Source organism: Providencia vermicola (assembly GCF_020381325.1).
Lineage (GTDB): Bacteria > Pseudomonadota > Gammaproteobacteria > Enterobacterales > Enterobacteriaceae > Providencia > Providencia vermicola.
The window spans coordinates 471,814-496,244 of sequence record NZ_JAGSPI010000001.1 but is presented as its reverse complement, the minus strand read 5'-3'; the positions used below and the strand labels follow the sequence as shown (position 1 = coordinate 496,244).

Here is a 24,431-nt window from a genome sequence, read left to right as displayed (position 1 = left end):
ATCCTCGCGACGCTTTCTATGCCTCACAAGGTTCTATCATTCAGAAAGATGACCCATCCCAAAAAATAAATGAAAAAAATAGTTTTAACGATTATTTTTCCTGATGAAAGCAATCACTAACCTCTCTGATTTTTATTGTTAGCAAATTATTAATCACAATGCTAACGACTACAATAACATGCATAAAGAATGCAATTATTTCGCACAGAAAGCAAATGGCTATCCTCTATCACTTTAATCAACTTTAGGCAAATAACCCTATTCTGATTGATCCAATCACCAGATTAGCGCACAATTTTGCTCATCAATACGTTATCTTATTTATAACCTAGCGCAATTCGCTCTAATTCATGATGTTATCTGTGCCCTAAAACATTGAGATTGACTATGCAATTAACCCAAGTTTTGTCGTTCGCTTTACCTGTTAAGGGCTTTATACGCCTCTTGCCACTCTCTTGCCTTCTATTAACCGCTTGTGTCACTACGTCACAAAATACCACGACAGGCACAGGCTCAGCGTCTGATGCACAATGGAAAGCTCACCAGCAAGCATTGAACCAACTACGTGATTACCAAACACGCGGCTCGTTTGCGTATAATGGCGGCGAAACTAAAACGTATGCAAAATTTTTCTGGCAACAATATACGCCAGAAAAGTACCGTTTATTGTTGACTAACCCACTTGGTAGCCGTGAATTAGAGCTCACCGTTGAGCCTGATTTGGCACGTTTAACCACCAAGGATGGGCAAACTCACATGAGTGATGTACCTAGCGAGCTAATTTATCAATTGACTGGAATGGAAATCCCTCTGGATGACCTAACGGCTTGGTTAGTCGGCTCGCCAGGACGGGCAACAAATTTCACCTTAGATGAAAATCACTTATTGAAAAATGTGACGTTTGAACAAAATGGGGAAAAATGGGTGTTAGATTATATTTCTTATGATACTAAAACCTCACCTATGCTGCCAAATTACCTTGAGCTACGCCAAGGTGGACGATTAATTAAACTGAAAATGGACAGCTGGACACTGAAAAAATGACATTAACCTGGCCTTCCCCCGCTAAATTAAATTTATTTTTGTATATTACTGGCCAGCGTCCCGATGGTTATCATGAATTACAAACACTGTTTCAATTTTTAGATTATGGCGACGAAATCACAATCACAACACGCCATGATGACCAATTGAATTTGCTCACGCAAATGGCGGGCGTTCCCCCTGAAAAAAACTTAATTTTGCGGGCTGCAACATTATTACAACGCTATTGCCGTGAAACACTTAACTGTACCGAGCCCCTTGGTGCTGATATCACTATCGATAAAATTCTCCCTATGGGAGGAGGAATTGGTGGCGGTTCATCCAATGCTGCAACCACATTAATTGCGCTTAATGAGCACTGGAAAACACAGGTCTCCGATGAGGTTCTTGCTGAATTGGGCAAAACTCTCGGCGCGGATGTGCCTGTCTTTGTTCGAGGCCATGCAGCGTTCGCTGAAGGTATCGGTGAAATATTAACCAAAGCTTCCCCTCAAGAGAAATGGTATCTGGTTGCTCATCCCGGAATTGAAATATCAACCCCGATGATCTTCACAGATCCAAAATTAAATCGAAATTCTCCAAAACGCTCCCTAGCCGCATTATTACTGGCTCCGTACGCAAATGACTGCGAACCAATCGCAAGAAAACGTTTTCGTGAGGTTGAACAGCTTGTTTCTTGGCTGTTAGAATATGCTCCGTCTCGCCTAACAGGAACAGGCGCATGTGTTTTTTCTGAATTTGAAACACAAGCGGATGCCCTTAAGGTGTTAAATAAAGCCCCATCGTGGGTGCAAGGGTTCGTCGCTCAAGGCGTTAACGTATCCCCACTGCACAATTTCCGCGCTGGGATAACCCGTGTATTGCACCAATAAGTAATGAAACAACGCTCATTGCTCTTGGTCAACAATATCTCTCTGGACGCAAGCCTGAGGTTTTTCTCGTGCCCGATATGAAGCTTTTTGCTGGTAACGCTACACCGGAACTAGCACAACGTGTTGCTAACCGCCTTTACACTAATCTTGGAGACGCGGCTGTTGGTCGTTTTAGCGACGGCGAAGTCAGTGTTCAAATTAATGAAAATGTCCGCGGTGGTGATATTTTTATCATCCAGTCAACTTGTGCACCAACTAATGACAACTTAATGGAATTAGTTGTTATGGTCGATGCCCTGCGCCGTGCATCTGCTGGTCGTATTACCGCTGTTATCCCTTACTTCGGTTATGCAAGACAGGATCGTCGCGTACGTTCTGCCCGTGTACCAATCACCGCTAAAGTTGTTGCCGATTTTCTGTCCAGTGTTGGTGTTGACCGTGTTCTCACGGTTGACCTTCACGCAGAGCAGATCCAGGGCTTCTTTGATGTGCCTGTTGATAATGTATTCGGTAGCCCAATTCTTCTGGAAGATATGCTTCAGAAAAACTTGGAAAACCCAATCGTTGTATCTCCAGACATCGGCGGCGTGGTACGTGCTAGAGCTATCGCAAAACTCCTGAATGACACTGACATGGCAATCATTGATAAACGTCGCCCTCGTGCAAACGTTTCTCAAGTTATGCACATTATTGGTGATGTTTCAGGTCGTGATTGCATCTTAGTTGACGATATGATTGATACTGGTGGTACGCTGTGTAAAGCGGCTGAAGCGCTGAAAGAACGCGGTGCTAAGCGTGTGTTCGCATACGCAACTCACCCCATTTTCTCAGGCAATGCTGTAGACAACATCAAAAATTCAGTCATTGATGAAGTCATTGTTTGTGACACTATTCCACTGTCTCCTGAAATCAAAGCGCTGAGCAACGTTCGCACTTTGACCTTGTCAGGTATGCTGGCTGAGGCTATTCGTCGCATTAGCAACGAAGAGTCTATCTCAGCAATGTTCGAGCATTAATACCCCTTTTGAGTAATTAGTGTTTCAACGGTGATGGAATATCACAACTAAAAATTAAGCCCCTACAGTTATCTGTAGGGGCTTTATGATTTCAGAGGGTTATAACGACAGATACCTATTTCTATGGCTATTTCCTATTCACACAACCTATACGCCATAAAAATAACCAACTTCTTTGAAAAAAAAGACAAAACCTATGTAGCTAGGCGACTTCGCTGTTAAAAACACTGACTATCACCCAGCTATCTACCATCTATAATTATTACTAACTTAATTACTAAGAAGAATAATTATGGATAACGGTGATTATCTTTACGTGAGTAATGTTTTAAGACCCAATAGCGGTCAGCCACTTTTTCACGTCCACCGACTCTCGCTCCCACTAACCATACCATTGCACCCACGAAAATTCCGAAGAGTGAGCCGTTAGTGACAAGCTCTGATAGACCAAAGTTGATGACATGGGCAAATAGGTTAACCCCAATGCTTCCAATCATCATGACCATTCCTAACCCCATGAGAACATTACCAATTATATGAGCACTTTTCCGTTTCATATCTACCTCCAGTATCAGTGAACTGATAAGCAAGCAACTGTAAATAAATTCGGTGGTTCTTTATATTTATGTAAGAATTATAGTGCATTAAGTAAAATTTTTTGCGATAGGCATCACAAGGTACGAAGTTAACAATAATATCTAAACATAAAGTGCTTTTTATCAAAAAAACATAAAAAACGAATAGTTCATATCGCAACTATAATCAGAGTGATGTTTTTTATCTGATTTTTGTACATCCTCCCCATCCCGAGGTAAACTAGGCGCTTAACTCCATAAACTGACAGTGAAATAGTCGCCGTGAGCAAAATTAAATTAATTGTTGGCCTTGCAAATCCGGGGGCTGAATACGCACAAACCCGCCATAATGCAGGGGCATGGTATGTTGACCTACTGGCGCAGCGCCACAATCAACCCCTAAAAGAAGAACCTAAGTTTTTCGGCTATACCGCACGCATTAATCTTGGCGGTAATGATATCCGCTTATTGGTACCAACCACCTTTATGAACCTCAGTGGAAAATCAGTCGCGGCAATGGCGAACTTTTATCGTATTAACCTTGATGAAATTTTAGTCGCCCACGATGAGCTTGATATTCCACCTGGTGTAGCAAAAATGAAGCTTGGTGGTAGCAATGGTGGCCATAACGGGTTAAAAGACATTCAAAGCAAATTCGCCAATAACCCAAACTTTTACCGCTTACGTATTGGTATTGGCCATCCAGGCGATAAAAACAAGGTTGTTGGTTTCGTTTTAGGTAAACCACCGCTGTCTGAGCAAAAACTGATTGATGATGCCATTGACGAAGCAGTAAGGTGTACTGACATTCTATTATCGGATGGAATGGACAAAGCGATAAACCGTTTACATAGCTTTAAAGCGTCTGCATAAGAGTTCATTTCATCAAAATCGACTTTTTGTGTATAATCAGCGCCAATTTCTAAACATTGGGTGCAGCACTCGCCTGCCCCTCGCTATTTAAGGTGAGAAACATATGGGTTTTAAATGCGGTATCGTTGGTCTGCCAAACGTGGGTAAATCCACATTATTTAATGCATTGACCAAAGCCGGCATCGAAGCAGCCAACTTCCCTTTCTGTACAATTGAACCAAATACGGGTGTTGTGCCAATGCCAGACCCACGTCTTGATCAATTAGCTGAAATTGTGAAGCCACAGCGTATTTTACCAACCACCATGGAATTCGTAGACATCGCAGGTTTGGTAAAAGGCGCATCTAAAGGCGAAGGTCTGGGTAACCAGTTCTTAACTAACATCCGTGAAACCGAAGCTATCGGCCACGTAGTGCGTTGTTTTGAAAACGACAATATCATCCACGTCGCTGGCCAAGTTAACCCAGCTGAAGATATTGATGTTATCAATACTGAATTAGCCTTGGCGGATCTTGATACCTGCGAACGAGCTATCCATCGCGTACAAAAACGCGCTAAAGGTGGCGATAAAGACGCAAAAGCCGAATTGGAAGCATTAGAAAAATGTCTGCCACATTTAGAGCAAGCAGGCATGCTGCGTACCTTGGATTTAACCACAGAAGATAAAGCAGCAATCCGCTATTTAAGCTTTTTAACGTTAAAACCAACCATGTATATCGCGAACGTCAACGAAGATGGTTTTGAAAATAACCCGTTCTTAGACAAAGTGTATGAAATTGCTCAAGCTGAAGGCTCTGTAGTTGTGCCAGTGTGCGCCGCTATTGAATCTGATATCGCTGAGTTAGATGACGAAGAACGCGACGAATTTATGGCAGATTTAGGCATCGAAGAGCCAGGCTTAAACCGTGTTATTCGTGCAGGTTATGAATTACTCAATCTGCAAACCTATTTCACCGCAGGCGTTAAAGAAGTTCGTGCATGGACAATCCCTGTAGGTGCAACCGCACCACAAGCCGCAGGTAAAATCCACACTGACTTCGAAAAAGGCTTTATTCGCGCACAAACCATCGCATTCGATGATTTTATTCAATACCGCGGTGAGCAAGGTGCCAAAGAGGCAGGTAAAATGCGAGCAGAAGGGAAAGACTACATCGTTAAAGACGGTGATGTGCTGAACTTCCTGTTTAATGTGTAAGCCTATTCGCTAGCATAAAAATCAGCATAAAGCTCATCAGTCATGTGAGCTTTATGCGTTTCGCCCTACACTTCACTTTTCTTCCCTGCTAATCCATTCGCCTTAACTTGATAGGTAAAACAATTTATTCGCTTATTAGAAAGACTAAGGTGTTTCACTAAAACCTAGCTTCTTTGATAAATAAATTGAAAAATTATTTAAAATGTCACTTAAATAGCCTTTTAAAGAAAGATCGCTTTATGATTTGCTCTTTTTTAACATACTCAACGCAAGATCATGCCATGCTTTTGCTCGGCGGCTCTGCCGGTTATTTTTTAGCGTGGCTAAGGCTAAATCATAGGCAAGTATTGGCTCAATCACAGGGATAATCGATAACCCCGCAGAACTCGTCTTGTGCCACATGCTATCTGGAAGTAGTGTTATTCCTACCCCAGCCCTCACCATTGCGGTGACTAAATCGAGGTGGCTACTTCGCCCTGAGATCACAGGCTTATACCCATAGATTCCACAAGCACTTATGACAAGCTCATTAATCCGGAAATCATCAGAAAAGAAAATAAATGGCTCATTAATTAATTCAACAAATTTGACGCTATCTCGCCTTGCCAAGGGGTGCTGCTCATTAACCAATAACATTAATCTATCTGTCGAAAAAATATCTAGATCAAAGCGCTCATCGTCAAATGGGAGCATGACTGCTGCGGTTTCTACCTCGCCATTTAACATGGCATCACGCATCTTCCGCGTTCCTAATTCCAGGATTTTTAACTCCACTTGGGGGTAATGCAAGCTGAATGCCATAATGATGTCAGCAAAATAGGTTGAGGCAATCACAGGGGGCAACCCAACCGGTAAAACCCCCGTTAGTGGCCCTGATTTTTCTTTTAATGCCTGTTCCATACTTTTAAATTGAGCCAAAATTTGCTTCGCGTGGGTCAACAAAATCGTCCCTTCATCTGTCAACCTGACCCCCTCATTCTCTCTAATCAATAAGGTATACCCTAATTCATCTTCTAACTTTTTAATGCTGCGACTAATTGCAGGTTGAGTCACAAACAGGTGTTCCGCAGCACGGCTAAATCCATTGAGTTGAACAACCTCAACAAAATAACGTAACGAACGAATATCCATATCTCACCTATGATTTTTAGTTATAGTTAGAATGATTATAAATGATTTCCTATTCAGAAAAATACACGCTAAAAATAATATTAAGCAACATTATAATCTAATGTAATTAATAGGAGTCAATATAATGAACCTGACCGTCATTGAATATGTTTTGAATCGTCTACAAGAAATCGGTATCAACGATGTTTTTGGCGTCGCAGGGGATTACGCTTTCCCAATTGAAGACGCTGTGTGTGAAAATAAGTCGATGCGCTGGATTGGTAATTGTAACGAACTCAATGCCTCATATGCAGCCGATGGATATGCTCGTATAAAGGGTGCCGCCGCACTTTCCACCACCTTTGGAGTTGGGGAGCTAAGCGCTTTAAATGGCATTGCGGGCGCTTATGCCGAGCACTTACCTATCTTTCATCTCGTCGGTATGCCTGCCAGTGGTGTGCAAAAAAACCATCGATTAGTCCACCACACATTAGGCAATGGTGACTTTAATGTTTTTTACCAAATGAGCCAACATTTAAGCTGCGCTCATGCCATTTTAACGCCTGAAAACTGCATCACTGAAACTGAACGTTTAATTTCAACCGCTTTACAAGAACGCCGCCCAGTCTATCTAGGTTTTCCTTCTGACTACGCCATTATGCCCGTTATAGCAGATAAAAACGCTGACATGCCCACTATACCTAAAAGTAATAGTGAATCACTCTCAGCTGCGGTAAGCGCTATCTTAGAGAAGTTAAATTCATCCACTCAAGCCTGTTTTGTTCCAGGAATATTAACGGCACGTTTAGGCCTTGCGCAGCAAGTGCAAACACTGATTGATAAAACAGGGTTACCTTACACCACGATGTTTATGGATAAGGCCGTATTGAGCGAATCCAACCCAACTTATATTGGACTCTATAATGGGCACTTAATGAACCCTAAAGTTGCCGATTTTGTCGAAAGCTGTGACTGTTTAATTGGAATTGGCGCCGTTTTAACTGACTTTAACTCAGGCAGTTTTACCGCAAAAATAAACAGCGAAAACCGTATTAATATTTTATCAGACCGCGTTATTGTCGGCTCTGCTGTTTATCCACAAGTCTATATGAATGATGTGCTTGACCAGTTGAATCAGCTTGTGCCTACGTTAAACCATAAAGTAATCCAAGCCGAAGGGTTAGGTACTCCCCACCTAAACGAACAAGATAAAATTACAGCCGAATATCTTTATCCTCGTCTTGAAAGCCTGTTCCGTGAAGACGATATCATTTTTGCTGAAACAGGGACTGCATCAATGGGCTTAGGCTTTGCTTTGCTACCCAAAAATACCCAGTTCCATAACCAAACCTTATGGGGATCGATTGGTTGGGCAACACCTGCCGCTTTTGGTGCTGCGATAGCCGAGCCCAATCGCCGTATCATTCTGGTCACAGGGGAGGGCTCACACCAGCTTACTGCGCAAGAAATCAGTCAATTTGCCCGCTTTAACTTAAAACCGATAATTTTTGTGCTTAATAATGATGGCTATTTAATCGAAAGGCTACTTTGTAAAGATCCTGAGGCTTATTACAACGATTTGCCGCAATGGAATTATGCTCAGTTGCCCCATGCATTAGGCTGCGAAGATTGGTATTGCCAACGCGTCAGCAGCTGCTATGAACTTGATGCTGCGATCAACACGGCACAATCTTCTGATCATGCGGCTTATATTGAAGTGGTGATGGACAGGTATGCATCTTCTGAATTGGCGAAGAAATTGGGTGAGTCTGTCAGTTCATTATATTCATTTTAAACATACTTGAATTGGCAGCGTGTTTCTCTTATCACCAAGCTGCCAATTTATTGTGCCCATTACTCAAATACCAAACCCACATTTTCCCGTGCTTCGGTGAGAACTTTTGACACACTTAATGCTAATGCCAGTAATTCATCACTTTGCTGGCGCTTTTGTGACGCAACCTGATCGCGAAAATAAGCAAATTCATAAATCATATGGTTAATGGACTCATCGCGGATCACTATTGAGGTTTCACCCTCGATGCATACCTCCACTTTTTGGCAAAGGCTTGGGGCACCCTGCACTTGGATGTATCCTTTTGTCCCTTGGATAATGAAAAAACCAGGGCTCGCTGAGTCTTTTGCCCCCACGCAAGACGCTGTTGCAGTCGCATACTGTGCCGTGAATATCCCTGACGTATCAATACCATTAAACCCTTTATTACATACATACTGGCTGTTATCAGGTTTACCCATTAATGCAACCAATAAATAAATGTTATAGAGGTTAATGTCATATAACGCCCCACCCGCTTGTTTTGGGTCAAATGCCCCATGAACGCTCCCTTGCAGGTAATCATTATAACGGCTTGAATATTGCGAATAGTTACCTTGAATGGCTTTTATTTCACCAATTTTACCCATATTTTGTTTAATAATTGCAAATTCTGGCGTATGAATTGAAGTGATCGCTTCAAATAAAAAAAGATTTTGTTTCTGGGATAATAAAATTAATTCTTGCAGTTGTTCCCAGTGCGGCGTAAATGGTTTTTCGCAAATCACGTGTTTATTGGCCATTAGTGCTTGTTCGGTATACTGGTAATGCAAATGATTTGGCAGCCCAATATATACTGTGTCAACTTCCTCATCCTGTAATAACACTCGGTAATCCGTATAAAGTTTCGCAATACCAAATTGCTGACAAAGCACTTTACCTTTTTCTTCACTTTCGGGCCTAACGCACAATGCAACTAATTCAATCCCTTGCATTGTTTTTAATGCATCGAGCGCCATCATAATTATTTTGCCTGAACCAATGAGTGCAAGTTTCATTTACGTTACCTATCGCGAATAAAATCAGTTTTAATTTGTTCATTAATAACAAGACATGAGCAGACAATCAATGAATACTCACCTTCTATCAGTCTTACTTTTGTTTACGATTAATCGGGGTCGTTTTGATTATCGCGGGTGTTATGATCAATTTTACTAGGCAAACCAGATAATTGATATTTCGGGGCTATTTTGGCATCAATCCTATTTTATTTGAGCGAATCGCCCTTAAATCACCCAAGTGTTTAAAATTAAGATAACTAATTGTTTTATTTAAAAATAAATAGTTATCCCTCCTAATTTTTACGCATCTTCTATTTTAAAAACCCCAACTTACCTCACAATTTATTAACAACTCTCTTGAATCATTTTTTGTTATTCCCCATGCTAATTTTTTTAAATAAACCAGTGGTTTACTGTATAAACCGATCGAGGTTGGCATGAAAGACAATATTGTGACGGCTGTTGATGACGCCCTTTTGCTCCTAATGTTATTAGGTGAGAAAAATAACCTTGGGCTAAGCGAACTCTCCCGTTTATCGGGTATGAATAAATCGAAGGTTTACCGCTTGCTCTGCACTTTAGAAAACCGCCATTTTGTACAAAAAAATGATAATCCCGTTACTTATCATTTAGGCCATCAATTGTTAAGTTTAGGGAATTGTGCACGTCAACAAATTGACTATATCCAAGTGGCTGACATTGAAGCAGAACGGCTGCGCCAACGCTTCGATGAAAACATTCAATTGCGTATATGTGATAACGACGATGTCCTTCAGGTTTTACATAAGCCTTCAGGACAATCGCTTCAAGTCCGTAGTGAAGCAGGCAACCGTCGTGCCCTCGGCTCTGGTGCATCAGGGCGAGTCTTGCTTGCCTATTCACCTTTAGATGTGCAATCCCATTTTACCGCGAAAAACCCCTCTCTTATCCAAACATTGGCAGATATACATACTCGAGGCTTCGCCATTACTCGCGGGGAGTTGACTGCAGGAATTGGTGCAATCGCTGCGCCAATTTTTACGCAAAATGGGGATTGTATTGCAGCACTCAGTATCAGCCTCCCCCTTAGCCGTTTTTCTGATGACAAAGAAAAAGAAATGACGGAGCAACTTCTTCAGTCTGCTCTACGTATCTCGAGGCAACTCGGTTATATCCCTAATAATTAATACAATAAAAGAGACTACACCATGCAACCAACACAAACCCTCAAGCAAAATGCATCGCCAGGTTGGCAGATGAATCCTGTTTTAGTTATGTTAACCATTGTGATTATTGCCTTTTTAATGACCTATTTTGTTGAGTCTGGGCAATATGAACGCGATGGTAAAAAAGTCATTCCTGACTCTTATCAGACAATTTCCAAAGAAGTGAACTTTGAGCAAGTCTTAGGAACCGCAAAACCTGCTGAAAATGAAGCAGCTCCCGTCAGCTTAATTCAGCTATTTAAAGCCATCCCTGAAGGGATTATTAAGCAATCCCCCCTTATTTATATGGTGCTATTTATTGGTGGAATGTTTGGCATTCTGAATAAAACAGGGGCTATCGAATCAGGGCTTGGAAGGCTATTGCATGTCACTCGGGGGAATATTTACTTATTAATTCCTTTTTTAATGATTGTTTTCTCGATGGGAAGTACCTTTATGGGGTTAGCCAAAGAGTACCTTTTGGTGATCCCGATGGTCATTGCCCTGATGAAACGTGTTGGGCTTAATGAGCTTATCGGCCTCGCAATTGTTGCTATCGCCGTTAAGGTTGGTTACCTCGCGTCAATTACTAACCCTTATGCATTATCGATTGCTCAACCACTGGTGGGACTACCTGTATTCAGCGGTTTAAGCATGCGTGTTGCCGCCTACTTTATTTTTATCAGTTTAGGAATTTTATTTGTCTTTTACAGCATCCGTAAAACAACATTAACTCGCTATGTTGTTGAAGAAAATAGCCAGTCAAGCGTGCTGACAGGCCGCCATAAGTTAATGTTAATTATTTTAGCCATTGGCGTGGCTTTTTTAGTCTATGCATCTAATCGCTGGCACTGGAAGAATAATGATTTATCCGCTTATTATTTGTTTCTAAGCGTCGTTTTAACTTTTTGCAGTGGCCTAACGGCCAGCGCAGCAGCGGATGCTTTCGTTAGCGGGATGAAAAAAGTGCTGATTGCTGGCGTACTTATTGGGCTCGCAACGGCAGTTGAAATTATTCTTTCCCAAGGCAAAATTTTGGATACGATAATTCACCAACTGGTTGGCTTAGTGGGTAACCATGGGGCTTATGTTTCCTCATACAGTATGTTTATTTCTCAATTATTATTAGATGTCGCCATCCCATCCACCTCAGGTCAAGCTGCTGTCACTATGCCAATATTAGGCCCCGTAGGTGAGATTTCAGGTGTTTCCCCGCAAACGACTGTTTTTGCTTTCTTAATGGGGAATGGGCTGACTAATATGATCACGCCGACGTCCAGCGGATTGCTGATCTTTTTAGCGACTGCAGGTGTCAGTTGGACCACATGGGCAAAATATATTTTCCCACTCTTTTTAATTTTTATGGCTGTCGGTATCGGCTTACTAACCATCGCAGTCAGCACAGGATATTAACCATATGGATATGAAGAATTTCCGCATCGTTATGCGTGATGGTGTAGCCCTATCAACGGATGTCTATTTTCCGCAAGACGCCGATAATTTCCCTTACCCCGTCATTATCGAGCGCACACCTTATGACAAAACAGCCCCTTCTCGTTCTGAAAAAACGGTCACTGGCCACCAAATAACGCGTCAAGAGATGGCGTGCTATTTCACCAATGCAGGCTTTATTGTTATTTATCAAGACTGCCGCGGTCGTTATGAGTCTGAAGGTAAATTCACCAAATATATTAATGAGGCAGAAGATGGTTTCGATACACTCCAATGGATTATGGCACAGCCTTGGTGTAACGGAAAAATCGGTTCTATGGGGCTTTCTTATGCAGCCCATACACAATTAGCCATGGCCTGTTTGAATCCACCAGGCTTATCTACCATGGTGCTCGATTCTGGGGGCTTTGCCAATGCATTTCAATGCGGTATTCGTCAAGGGGGAGCCTTTGAGCTCAAGCAAGCCACTTGGGCGTATAAACAAGCAAAACTAAGCCCACTCGCTCAACAATCCCCTGACGTTTCAGCTGCTTTAGCACAAGAAAATATTCATGATTGGTTTACGGCTATGCCATGGCACCAAGGGCACACATTACTAAAACATGTGCCTGAATATGAATCTTATTTGTTCGAGCAATGGGAGGAAGAGTGTTTTACCGATTATTGGAAAAAAATAGGCATTTATGCTGAGGGCTACTACGACCAAATCCCCGATATCCCCGTGCTATTTATGTCCAGTTGGTATGACGCTTATGTTAGCTCAACATTAGATAACTACCATGCATTTGTCACAACCAAGCAATCACCACAAAAATTAATCATGGGGCCTTGGCTACATGGGGACCGCAATATTACCCACAGCGGTGACGCTGAATTTGGTGAAGTTGCCGCTTTTGAAAACAATGTCAGTGAAGATTGGTTAGCCTGCCGCTTAGTTTGGTTCAACACGCATTTAAAAGGCCTTAACCCACCAAAGCCGCAGCAAGACATTACTTTTTTCATGATGGGGGGTGGTAGCGGTAAACGCAATCCCGAGGGGCGTTTAGAACATGGTGGTGAGTGGGTTCACCATCAACAATGGCCACTCCCCAATATGGAAAAGACACCTTTTTTCCTATGGGGAAATCAGTCACTTCAGCGTGAAGAGTGCCCCAAACAAGCAACAATATCTTATTGTTATGACCCTAAGTACCCTGTTCCAACTATTGGCGGTGCATTAACATCAGGCCAGCCTATCTTTTGGGGGGGTGCGTTCGATCAACGTGAACTGCCTGATTTTTTTGGTAGTCAACAAAATAACCTGCCGCTTTCCGCGCGCCCTGACGTTTTAGTTTTTGAAACCGACATTTTACAAGATGATATTTGTTTGGCGGGTGATATTGAAGTGTCTTTATGGATCAGCAGTGATGCCTTAGATACGGATTTTACAGCTAAATTAATTGATGTTTATCCACCTAGTGAAGATTACCCGCAAGGTTATGCGATGAATATTACCGATGGGATCTTCCGCTGCCGTTTTCATCAGGGGTATGAGCAAAAAACCTTGTTAAACCCGAATGAAGTTGTCGAAATTAAAATTAAACCCTTTGCTTGCGCTAACCGTTTTGTGAAAGGGCACCGTATTCGGTTAGATATTTCCAGTAGTAATTTTCCCAAATACGATTTCAACACCAATACAGGTGAAACTATCGCAGGGGATAGAACATGGAAAGTAGCACAAAACAGTATTCATATTTCAAAGAGATACCCATCGAAGGTTGTATTACCCGTCGTTAAGAAAGCGTAATCACTTTCGATAGGTACGATTAAGATATTGGCCTGCTTAATTGCTAAAGCAGGCCAATGAAGAAGCCATGTTTTTACTGCGCTTTAACCCAGAACACACCATCCCCGTCTAATGCCGTGAAGGTTTTGTGCAGATAATCGCTATCCGCTTGTGGGTCAAGTTCGGCAAATAAATTGGGATGAAGAAACTTCGCTATCGCTTCCACCGCAATAATATTAAACGGCGTATCATAATATTGCTGGTATAACGCCAAAACCTGCTTGTTTTGATATGCCGCTAAAGAGCGGAGTTTAGGGCGTTCCATCAGCTTGATTAGCCTAGCCTGCGATTTGGCTTTATCGCCTGTATACCCTAAAGGCACTGAAGCGCTACCTTTACGTGTGCTATCCCAATCCGCGGCAGTCATTAAATAATAGTCAGGATTACTGTGAATTAACTGCTCTTCGTTAATTTCCCCCCCCATTCCAGTACTGAACCACTGTGAACCGAGATTATTTCCCCCTGCCGTTTCAACAAACTCACCAAAATTACCATTGCCAAAGGTTTTACAGCAGTAATCTTCACCTGAAATCCCCGCAGCCCTTTCAATAAACACACTTGGGCGTTGGCTTTTATCGAGTGTTGCCACTTTACTGCGGATCAAATCCAACCTTTGTTGGTAAAACTGGTTAAATGCCTCTGCTTGTTGTTCCTCACCAAACACTTTGCCTAATAACGCCATGCTCGGCATGGTATTTTTCAGCGGGTATTGGCGAAAATCGATAAAAATCACAGGCAAGCCGCTTTTTTCCAGTAACGAGAGTGTGCCACTTTCTGTTAACTTACTTTTCAAACCGATATCAAAAATCAGTAAGTCTGGTTGAGCCACCAAAGCCTTTTCAACACTAAAATCGGTCGTGTAAGGGTTTGGGAAAACAGGGATTTTGATCAATTCAGGAAACTTTTTACTGTATGCAGTACTCAAGTCGGGTGCTTTTTTGATCAGTGCGTCGTCCCAAGCAATAATCCCTTTTAATGGGCTTTGTGGATGCAATATATTCAATGCCACCAGCACACGGCTATCCGCCAACATCACCCGTGAAACGGGGGCATTGACGGTAACCTCCCGCCCCGCGATATCAGTTACTGTCATGGGTGCAGCGAAACTCGTCGCTGCACAGAACACACTAAGTACTCCAAATAAGCAATATTTATTGATAAATCGACCTATCATCATCCTGCCTTATCTTAACTAAAATTTCACCGATGCTTGAACATAATATGTCCTTGGCTGCCCAACGTAGATCCCATAGTTGTTATCTGTCGAGCGAGTAAAATAGGTTTGATCAAATAAGTTTTTAATGCCAGCCGATAACGTTAAATCAGACAAACTTTTACCAAAGTGGTATTCCCCACGCGCATCCCACACCATATAACCGGGTATTGTGCCATATCGGCCATCTGCACTTGGTTCTGTGACATAATGATTTGTTGTTCCTGGTGATTCCTGAGTAGATTGCGCATAGGTATTCAGGTTCCATACCCAATTACCTGTTTCATAACGGCTACCTGCGGTGATCACTTGGCGTGAATAGAACGGTAAGTCTTTATGCGCAAAATCCCCTTTCTTACTGACCGCCTTGGTATAGGTGTAGGTGCTATACACACTCACACCATCAAGGGCATCCGTGAGATCCGCTAAGTTGTACCTTGCCGCTAACTCAACACCTTGATGAGTCGTTGCCCCTAAATTAGTCCAACCCGTTGTATTCTCAACATAAAGAAGTTGATCGTCGAAATCGATATAGAACAATGTCGCTTCTAAAGAGAGTGCTGTATTGTCGTATTTCGTACCCACTTCGTAGTTATGGGCTTTTTCTGCGCTTAACCCGTTAGCCGGTGAATTACCAACCCCTTTCGTATTCAATTGGAAGTACTGCAAGCTACCAAATGAGGTGCTGGCATTGGCAAATAATTTCCACTCATCATCAATGTGGTAAATCACCGCCAGTGCAGGAAGTGGCTCACTGTAACGCTTGCTGCGGTTTTGATTTTTAAAACTGTCGTTTAAGTGAATATTGATGTTTTCGTAGCGAATACCTGGAATGATAGTCCAGTTACCGACATCAATGGTGTCATCAAGGTAAATCGCATGTGCTTCCGTTCCGCCCGAGGTGTGCTGGTAGTAGTCATTGGTGCTTGGACGTGTGTTTTGTGTGCCAGCTTGATACCAATTTGAGCGATAGGCTTTTTCATCCGCCGTTTCATTTAAATAACGGTAGCCGACGGTCACTTCATGGGACATATTATCGAAACGGAACAATTGTGAATAACTTGGCTCAATGGCATACGCAGTATAGTGCCGCGGGTAAGAAACCAAACGTCTCTCGTTGGCTTTGTCTTTATGGTCGCTTTCAATATAGCTACCACGGTAGCTTTTGCTAAACCACGTCATTAATTCGAATTGTTTGTCATCTTCTTCATGTTTATATTTCAATGACATATCTTGGCGATTCCCTTCAAAACGGTCATAAGGCCGCGTTGATTGGAATGGGTCTGCATTATATTGTGCTTGGGTTAACCCACCTGGCATCCCAGACATCGCGTGATAATAGTGAAAATTCGCTAATAGCTCGTCGTTATCCGTGATGGCATAACGGGTTTTCAACATAAAATCATCAATATCTGTATTATCATTGCTTTTGCGATAACCCTGCCCGTGTAAACCCGAATATAAGATCATGGCACCCGCTGAATCATCAGCTTTAGAGCCACCTAAAGAGGCATCCACTAAGGTTTTTAAACCACCTGTTTTCGCCCCTTGAGTTTGCACCGCAACCCCGCCACCAAACTCTTTTGGAATGGGTTTGGTCACAAAGTTAATCACTCCCCCCACGTTTTGCGGCCCATAACGCACAGAAGCGCCACCGCGGATCACATCGATAGATTCAATACTGCCTAACGAAAGTGGTGACATAGAGAGCTGTGGCTGACCATAAGGCGCTGCCGCCAATGGCATCCCATCAAGCAAAATAGTAGAACGTGGTGACAAGCGTGATGTTAAACCACGCACCCCCACATTTAATGAGACATCACTTCCCCCAGTTCCATTGCTTTCACGTACTTGAACACCAGGGATACCTTTTAACGCATCCGCAATGGTTTCACTGCCCGTTTCTTTAATTTGTTGCTGTGTTTTAACGGTTCGCGCACCTGGGTGGTTAAACACCACTTCGCTGTCTTCGGTATTTTCAAGCCAGTTACCCGTGACGGTGATTTGGTCATTTTTAGCGTTATCAGCCGCAAAAGCATAGTGAGAAATCAATGAAGCAGAAATTGCCAATGGCAAAAGTAGTTTGTGAGTTTTCAAGTTCATAAAAGGCGAGTTAAGAAAGAAGATTAAGATCAATAATGATAATTATAATCATTAGTAATAATCAATCAGATTTACTCTTTTTTTTATAACAAAAACATCTAACCAATTAAATTATTAGCCATTATTCTTTTTTAGGCTAAAAAAAAGACAAATAAAAATCCGAAGGGGTTACCTTCGGATTTCAGACTGCTGACAAACCAATTAGGTTTGGCTGCAGGTTGGATAGGTTTTGAAAATAAATTAGGAAAATCAATTTATTGATTTTCGGCTGATAATACAAAGCAGGAAAAACCACGCTTTTATCCTGCTTTGTCAACAACCTCCATCCGAAGGGGTTACCTTCGGATTTCAAATAACTCAAGAGTTAAAATTAACCTCCGAGAGAGAAAAACACGATGCGCCCCACACCTTCACCAGCAAAAATACATAACGCAGCAAATGACATGACAAACGTTGCATTCGTTGACTGGCTTGATTTTTGACACAATAAACGCCCAACAAATACGACTCCTACTGCAATCAATGCCACACGGGCAATGCTCAGGCTAAGCAAACCTTCTGGCAATTCACGAGGGGTCATACCCATATAAATCGGCTCACCAATATTGCTCAGTAATGATAATGCACCGAGTAGCATCAATAAAATACCGACCACACCCACGCCTAATGTGGTTTTCACCACGCGTTTCAGTTGATCTTCTTTACCTAAAGCACGCAAGGAACCTACTAGCAGTGAAGCCGCGATAACGCCACCCACCAGCAATACAGCCCCAAAGAAACTGGCGTAAGTAAATAAGCCACCCCACAAGTTAAAGAGCGTGTTTGCGTACAGCGCCGACATGGCATACATATACACCAAGCCCGCGATAGCGCTGAGAACTAATAATGCATTATTCGCTTTATTTTTGAGTAATAACAAGGCTGTACTCAAAAATAACAATGCCATGTAAATCGCAGTTGCCCATACTTCACGGCTCATCCAAGAACTAGAAACATGAACCATGGTGTAAAACATGTGTAATGGATTACCCATATGGAACAACGAGCCCAATAACCCTACGCATCCTAAAATAAAACTCGCAACTACGGGCTTTTTAATAAGTTGCTTTTTTTCATTTTCTTCGAGGATACGACAATAGCACAGCAACGAAACAACCAAGCAGCCTACTGATGCTTGCATAAATAAGGTGAAAATCACCAATGGAAATTCATGCATGATAATTCTCCTTATCCTTTCGTGCCAACAACAAGGTTGGGTTTGGTGATGCTTGAACTTGGCAGGCCATCAATATCCGCATTGGTTCCGTATTTTTTACGCAGTTCGCTTATCAAGCCAAACTCTATTGCACGCATTGGGCAAGAATCGACACACATTGGGTTCCCCCCCTGCTCACGTAAATCAATACAGGTATCACACTTGGTCATCATGCCGATGCTGGCATCAAATTGTGGGGCTTCATACGGGCAAGCCCATGTGCAATAACGGCAACCGACACATTTATCGTGGTCAACCAAGACAACGCCATCTTCTTCGCGTTTGTGCATAGCCGTTGTTGGACAGTGGCTAACACATTGCGGGTCATCACAATGATTACACGCAATAGATAAATGCCAACGATGTGGGCGGGGATATTCACCCACTTCGATATCGTACACACGGCGAAAATTACGCCCAACCTCAAGGTCATTTTTATCTTTACATGCCACAACACAGGTTTTACACCCAATACAAGTGGCAACATTGATATAAAATCCGACTTGTTTATCCATTATTCATTGCCCCTTAAAAAATAATACGCTGTGGAATTGCAACATCAGGGACTAACTGGTCACCATCCCATTTTTCGATGTTACATAACATGGTATTCCACCCTGATGTTCCTAACCCTGTTGGGACTTGGATCGTCAGCGTATTATCTGCACCAGCCATATCTATCCCTGTTTTTTCATCCACATCCGTCCAACTACCATGAGGTAATGCAACTACCCCTGGTTTCATGGTTTGCGTGACTAGCGCTGGGCGGACAATTCTGCCGTGAGGGCTGGTAACCAATACCGTTTCGCCATGCTTAATTCCTAAACGTTTAGCATCAGAGGCATTAATATAGATTGGGCTTGGCCACTGCTCACGCAGCCACGGCACATTATCTAAGGTACTGTGTGACCGACGTAAATAGTGCGGGTTATAAATTTGGAATGGATAATCCCCCTTCTCTTTTTTGGCAAAGTCTTTAAAACTCGCCTCATAACCGCTAGCTGAAGGAATATATTCAGGAATTGGCGGTAATTTCGTCCAACCGCATTCATCGGCTTTTTCCACCAATGTTTGGCAATAAATTTCAAACTTACCACTCGGTGTTGGGCGAGGATTCGCTTGCGGGTCACGAATAAAATCTTCGTAAGCAATGTAACCGTAATTATCTCCTTGCGTGCGCTGCACTTGATATTTACCAACAGTTAGGAACTCATTTAACGTTAAACGACCTTGCTGAGGCTTCCCTGTGACTTGCCATTCATCGATATCTGCTTGGGTAATAGTGAGCAGAGGTTCTTTAGTCTGACCATCTTCCCCGATAATGGTTGCCCCATTAAGTTTATTGAAAAACTGTTGTTTTTCTGAAACAGGGAAGACTTCATCCACATTGATCCCAAGGCGTTTGCCCAGTTCTTTGGCAATCCATTGATCACTTTTTGCCTCATAAAGTGGCGGGGTCACATTCACGGCAGCAATAATAACTTCACGATTACTTGGGTTTAAAATCGTCCCTTCGCGCTCCCATTCTGTGGTAACAGGCAGGACGATATCAGAGTATTTAGCGCAGGTATGTGGCACATAAGCTGCTGTTACCACGAGTTCGACATCTTTTCGATAGGCTTCAATACTTTGAGTTATATTTGCACGAGTCTGCAATGTCGCATTGAATGGGTGAATGATCATTTGAATATTCGCATCCACATCTCCCACTCCGCGCTGGCGGAATTTTTTCTCCAACAATGCACGATTAAGTTCATTATGGTTGATTTTCAAACTCACAGGGTTGGGGATGGATGGCAATCCACTTGCGCCTGCCATCACTAAGCGTGTGCCGTTATTTCCCGCGGCAAAATGACAACTCACCCCCGTCATACGCCCTGGACGCCCCATGTGTCCAGTCATAAAGCCCAATGTTGAGAATGCTTGAACCCAGCCCTCTCCATTATGGATACGTGCAGGTGCCCAGCCCGTCAGTAAAGCAACGCGGTTTGTGCCCCCGATTTCACGGGCTAATGTTCGAATATCTGTCACTGATAACCCACAAATATTCGCTGCCCATTCAGGGGTTTTTGGCTCACCTGAATAAGTGCCTAATAAATAATCTTTAAAATTACCTTTTGGGTCAGCGCCCGCTGGCATATTTTTCTCATCGAAACCAACCGTACAACGGCGTAAAAATTCCCAATCAATTAATGGGTTTTCTGAACTATCCATTTCTAACAGTGCATACATGATACCCAATGCAAGTGCATGGTCGGTGCCAGGGTTGATGGGATACCAATCCGCATCCATTAGTTCAGCCGTCGTGGTATAACTTGGGTCAATGCTGATAAAACGTGCACCTGCTTTTTTAGCTTGATAATAGTTATAGGTTGGGCTTCCAGGGCTACTCCATGCAGGGTTCGCCCCCCACATAACAATGAGCTGCGAGTTACGCATATCAAATCGATCATTGGTACCAAAGGTATAAAAGCCTTCCAATAAACCGAGGTGAGCAGGCGTTTCAAACCAAGCGCCCCATGAGGTAGTTCCCCAATCCCCAACAAAACCACCGGCTTTGGCGTACACATTTTGGATATCAACACCGTTCCCACCCGTGATCCAAATCGATTCCTTGCCATATTTTTCTTTAATACGTTTCGATTCTGAGGCTACAATATCAAGGGCTTCATCCCAACTGATGCGTACCCATTGGTCACGTCCACGCAAGCTTTTATCACCGCCACCTGGTGCCCAACCTTTACGTTTCATTGGGTATTTTAAGCGGTCAGCACCAAAAACTTGCTTACGCTGAGAACGCCCGCGCAAACAACCTCGTTGCTGTGGAAAATCGGGGGAATCGGCAACCACATCATCTGTTTTTTGCCTCACTACCACACCATCTACCACCAGCGCTTTATTCACACAACGCCCGCCACAGTTATGCCAGCACGCAACGGGCTTCCATTTCCCTTTGGTGATAGTATCCGTCGCTTGTACAATAGCTTTTTCTTCTTCTGGTGTGGATGCATAAAGCCGTTTACTCAGCGGTAATGTAGCCATTACCGATGCTGCCGAAGTCCATGCTAGAAATGAACGACGACTTAAGGCTATTTTCTGTCTTTCTGACATTGCTCTTACCTCTTCCTTTCGTTTTATTATTATAAATTGACTAATTCATTGATTTTATTTTGATCACTTCGTAAAAAGGGTTCTAACAGTGCACTCAATTGACGGTAAAATGGGGTGTTCGCTTGGTTATGCAGATCACGACAAAATGGGGTAATAAACGCCAAGAGGTGGTCATTTAAGAATACAGACGACACCTGCAATAACGCTTTTGATTCGTCAGTGAGCTCAGGTTCTAAATCGGTAAGCTCAACAATTTTCTGGCTGAGGTTCCACATAAAATCCAGCTCATAACCTATATGATCCGCAGCTTCGAATTCTTTCTGTCCTAATTCAAATCCATATTTTTGATAGAATGATTTCACTGCAAGGGTGCTTTCTTGGAATAACAGTTTGTCCCGCGAGACATAAGTGGACTCCCATGGCGCTGCTGCGGGCGCATCTGGCCCAATAAATAAGCGTGTGAAGTCCCAATGTAAATCCTCAAAGCCATCTGTACCCGCTTGTAAGCTGCGTGCCTGTAAGTCTGTTTTCATCGCACTAATCGCATCGGCCATCACTGGCAAATGGTCTTCACAAGGGAATAGCGCCAATCCCCCTTCACACAAATATTGCAGTAGTTCAGGCGTTGGCTCTTCCATGAATAAGCGACGCAATACGTCATAAGCAAACTGCCTCCCATACAAAAAATCTAAAATGGGGTTTTCATTTTTCATAGGAACCTCCCTGTATATCGGTCAATAAAAATTCAGTGGGTGTGGTTAATTCAATACGCACTTCTTTAATCAATGGATTGCCATTTTCATCTGGCTCAACAATATGAGACGTGAGTGCGATAGGAAGATTTGCTAGCGTCTGTAGACACAAAATCGATTCAGGGTTGAATTGCAAAAAGCCGTGGAGCAATTCATGTTGAAAGGGCACATTGGCTTGTTTTAAATAATGAGCCGCTTTCTCACAGTCGTCGCCAAACACCTTGGCACTTTTGAAAAAATAATCCTTTGTAGAGAAAAAATAATGCGGGCCCATCACCTGCTCATCATGCTGAAAAAATGCGTTATTTTGGTACACCTGCCCCGTATGTTTATTCTCTAAAGAGCAATAATGCACACCAAGAGACAAACCCTTTTCTAGCGCAAATTTTAGTACGCGTAAGCAAGCTAACTCGCTATCAGCAACCGCAAGTCCCCCTGCATACCAGTAGTTGTAATACACCTCATAGGGTGGGTTTTTTAGATTAAAATTGCGGGATTTATACTCATGGCTATTCGTCAGGGGAAAGCAGAACTCTAATAAATTGATACCGTCAACTCCAATATCATCTAACTGCATCAATAACTGGTACATTTGCTCTTCAGTATTGGGAATTACGGGCATTTCCACCATCACCGTAGGGAAAATTTCGCGAGCTAAGGCGATACGGCGTAAAACGTTTTCAATGCGTTCTTTTGAATCATCAATTTTGATGCTAAAACGTACCTCTTGCAGGCCTGCCTTCGCTAATGAAAGGGCCGTAGTGCGGTCCAGCGGGTCACCTGCGGTATATAAACGGGTATGAACTTGCGGTAACTTTTGCTGTACACGTTGAAAGAATTGAATGCTTTCTTCACGAAATAACAGCGGTTCCCCACCCGTTAGTGCGATGTGGGATAATGGATAGTTTTGCTCTGCAATAGCGTCGACCTCGCCTATCGCATCACGCATCTCCCGTTGAAAACCTTCATAATTTTCTTGATTAGGGTTAAAGCAGAAATAGCAATCACGGTGACATTTTAACGACAAAAATGTCGTGTGGCTCCCTTCCCCCGTTCGGCACTGTACACAAGCGCTAGAAAGCCACCCGCAATGAATACTTTTGCCATTATTCGCAAAAATTGCCCCTAATGTTTTCAGCTCATTTTTCAGTTGTTGAATTTCAGTTTGCTGTGAAAAAGGAATTTCAAAATCTAAACCATACGCTGAAATAGCAGATTGCGTCTTTTTCTCAATCACTAAATAGCGCATAGCATAGCGTGAAAATTTATCATTTTTGAGTGTGGACAGAGTGCTATCTGTTATCGGATAGATCATTAAATTACCTTTAATAAGGGATACAGTTTTATTAACTATGTTGTGATAAAATATAGCAGGCCATGATCGCCCAATTATTTGACTGATATTAATAGCTGAACAACAGATGTATGTGCTGAATCTTAGGTAAGATTTGTTTTATTTTAACTGCAAATTAAAATTATCTATCATTTGCTATATTAATAAACCCAGTATAAATAATTAAAGCAAAATGAAATTGCGCAGGATCAACAAAAATTTCTATTTCAGTGTAATTTCCTCTCAGTTATCAATTAAAAAAATCTTATATACTCAAAGCATTACAATAAATCATCACATAATCCCATTACGAATGGTTATATAGCAATTTACACATCAAATAAAAATAGTGTTAAAAACATCAAGAAAAATAATATTTACTCTAATATTTAAAATGAATGATTCTTTTTCAAAATGTAACATTAAATTTCAAATCAATAGATAATCACTCTCATTGATGCCACCTATTTCATTTTTAATCCTACACTTAAATTTAATCGAAAATATTTTTAATTAATATGAGTCACCGTTATCTCAATAATCAGATACTGGTCTTTAATTGATTAGAAAAAATAATCCCCTCCCTAAATTATTTTTCAACATAAAAAATACTTTAGGATTATTTACATCGTTTTTATTGTGTGGCTTCGTTATAATTTCGTCAATTAATCACGCTTAGTCAT

At 42.2% G+C, this 24,431-nt stretch carries 19 protein-coding genes; 9 read left to right on the top strand and 10 right to left on the bottom strand.

Annotated features, from left to right (window positions below; genetic code table 11):
- Positions 1-387: 387 nt before the first annotated feature.
- The 3 genes from lolB (at position 388) to prs (ending at position 2,932) form a co-directional block, all read left to right on the top strand.
- Positions 388-1,044, top strand: coding sequence for a lipoprotein insertase outer membrane protein LolB (gene lolB, locus KDJ85_RS02325; protein ID WP_225818302.1), 657 nt, complete (start codon positions 388-390; stop codon positions 1,042-1,044).
- Entirely contained in the window at positions 1,041-1,916 is an 876-nt protein-coding gene (gene ispE / locus KDJ85_RS02320) for a 4-(cytidine 5'-diphospho)-2-C-methyl-D-erythritol kinase (RefSeq protein WP_225818301.1), read from the top strand. Before lolB ends, ispE begins: the two co-directional genes overlap by 4 nt.
- 68 nt (positions 1,917-1,984) lie before the next feature.
- Positions 1,985-2,932, top strand: coding sequence for a ribose-phosphate diphosphokinase (gene prs, locus KDJ85_RS02315; protein WP_004910604.1), 948 nt, complete (start codon positions 1,985-1,987; stop codon positions 2,930-2,932).
- 290 nt (positions 2,933-3,222) lie between these two features.
- Here the strand turns inward: prs and ychH are convergent, their stop codons facing one another.
- Positions 3,223-3,489, bottom strand: a complete 267-nt coding sequence (gene ychH / locus KDJ85_RS02310) for a stress-induced protein YchH (protein WP_206084123.1) — start codon at positions 3,487-3,489, stop codon at positions 3,223-3,225.
- 300 nt (positions 3,490-3,789) lie between these two features.
- On the opposite strand from ychH, the gene pth reads away from it, so the two are divergent.
- Positions 3,790-4,380: an aminoacyl-tRNA hydrolase gene (pth, locus tag KDJ85_RS02305; protein WP_225818300.1), complete on the top strand. Its 591-nt coding sequence runs from the start codon at positions 3,790-3,792 to the stop codon at positions 4,378-4,380.
- A 103-nt stretch (positions 4,381-4,483) separates the two neighbouring features.
- A complete protein-coding gene (gene ychF / locus KDJ85_RS02300; RefSeq protein ID WP_206084121.1) occupies positions 4,484-5,575 on the top strand; it encodes a redox-regulated ATPase YchF in 1,092 nt (363 codons plus the stop codon).
- A 237-nt stretch (positions 5,576-5,812) separates the two neighbouring features.
- Here ychF and KDJ85_RS02295 read toward each other — a convergent pair whose 3' ends face one another.
- Positions 5,813-6,706 (bottom strand): LysR family transcriptional regulator, encoded by an 894-nt coding sequence (locus KDJ85_RS02295; protein ID WP_225818299.1) that lies wholly within the window; start codon positions 6,704-6,706, stop codon positions 5,813-5,815.
- Positions 6,707-6,830: 124 nt separating this feature from the next.
- Here KDJ85_RS02295 and KDJ85_RS02290 point away from each other — a divergent pair, with 124 nt between their 5' ends.
- A complete protein-coding gene (locus KDJ85_RS02290; RefSeq protein ID WP_225818298.1) occupies positions 6,831-8,480 on the top strand; it encodes an alpha-keto acid decarboxylase family protein in 1,650 nt (549 codons plus the stop codon).
- Between the two features lie 59 nt (positions 8,481-8,539).
- Here the strand turns inward: KDJ85_RS02290 and KDJ85_RS02285 are convergent, their stop codons facing one another.
- A complete protein-coding gene (locus KDJ85_RS02285) occupies positions 8,540-9,517 on the bottom strand; it encodes a Gfo/Idh/MocA family protein (protein WP_225818297.1) in 978 nt (325 codons plus the stop codon).
- Positions 9,518-9,957: 440 nt separating this feature from the next.
- On the opposite strand from KDJ85_RS02285, the gene KDJ85_RS02280 reads away from it, so the two are divergent.
- The 3 genes from KDJ85_RS02280 to KDJ85_RS02270 are packed head-to-tail and all read left to right on the top strand — an operon-like array spanning position 9,958 to position 13,942.
- On the top strand, positions 9,958-10,686 hold the full coding sequence (locus KDJ85_RS02280; RefSeq protein WP_225818296.1) for an IclR family transcriptional regulator: 729 nt from the start codon (positions 9,958-9,960) through the stop codon (positions 10,684-10,686).
- 21 nt (positions 10,687-10,707) lie between these two features.
- Complete coding sequence (locus KDJ85_RS02275) at positions 10,708-12,117, top strand: YfcC family protein (RefSeq protein WP_225818295.1); 1,410 nt, start codon at positions 10,708-10,710, stop codon at positions 12,115-12,117.
- Positions 12,118-12,121: 4 nt separating this feature from the next.
- Positions 12,122-13,942: a CocE/NonD family hydrolase gene (locus tag KDJ85_RS02270; RefSeq protein ID WP_225818294.1), complete on the top strand. Its 1,821-nt coding sequence runs from the start codon at positions 12,122-12,124 to the stop codon at positions 13,940-13,942.
- A 73-nt stretch (positions 13,943-14,015) separates the two neighbouring features.
- Here the strand turns inward: KDJ85_RS02270 and KDJ85_RS02265 are convergent, their stop codons facing one another.
- The 7 genes from KDJ85_RS02265 to KDJ85_RS02235 all read right to left on the bottom strand — a co-directional run bounded on the left by KDJ85_RS02265 (position 14,016) and on the right by KDJ85_RS02235 (position 23,730).
- Positions 14,016-15,155, bottom strand: a complete 1,140-nt coding sequence (locus KDJ85_RS02265) for an ABC transporter substrate-binding protein (protein ID WP_225818358.1) — start codon at positions 15,153-15,155, stop codon at positions 14,016-14,018.
- Between the two features lie 18 nt (positions 15,156-15,173).
- A complete protein-coding gene (locus KDJ85_RS02260) occupies positions 15,174-17,297 on the bottom strand; it encodes a TonB-dependent receptor family protein (protein WP_225818293.1) in 2,124 nt (707 codons plus the stop codon).
- 370 nt (positions 17,298-17,667) lie between these two features.
- The gene (locus KDJ85_RS02255; RefSeq protein WP_225818292.1) at positions 17,668-18,513 is read right to left on the bottom strand and encodes a dimethyl sulfoxide reductase anchor subunit family protein; all 846 of its coding nucleotides are present in this window, start codon (positions 18,511-18,513) and stop codon (positions 17,668-17,670) included.
- Positions 18,514-18,524: 11 nt separating this feature from the next.
- A complete protein-coding gene (locus KDJ85_RS02250; RefSeq protein ID WP_206084107.1) occupies positions 18,525-19,067 on the bottom strand; it encodes a DMSO/selenate family reductase complex B subunit in 543 nt (180 codons plus the stop codon).
- Positions 19,068-19,080: 13 nt separating this feature from the next.
- Positions 19,081-21,663: a molybdopterin-dependent oxidoreductase gene (locus KDJ85_RS02245; RefSeq protein WP_225818291.1), complete on the bottom strand. Its 2,583-nt coding sequence runs from the start codon at positions 21,661-21,663 to the stop codon at positions 19,081-19,083.
- A gap of 29 nt (positions 21,664-21,692) precedes the next feature.
- Entirely contained in the window at positions 21,693-22,376 is a 684-nt protein-coding gene (locus KDJ85_RS02240) for a TorD/DmsD family molecular chaperone (RefSeq protein WP_225818290.1), read from the bottom strand.
- Positions 22,366-23,730, bottom strand: a complete 1,365-nt coding sequence (locus tag KDJ85_RS02235; protein ID WP_225818289.1) for a radical SAM protein — start codon at positions 23,728-23,730, stop codon at positions 22,366-22,368. Before KDJ85_RS02235 ends, KDJ85_RS02240 begins: the two co-directional genes overlap by 11 nt.
- Positions 23,731-24,431: the final 701 nt, after the last annotated feature.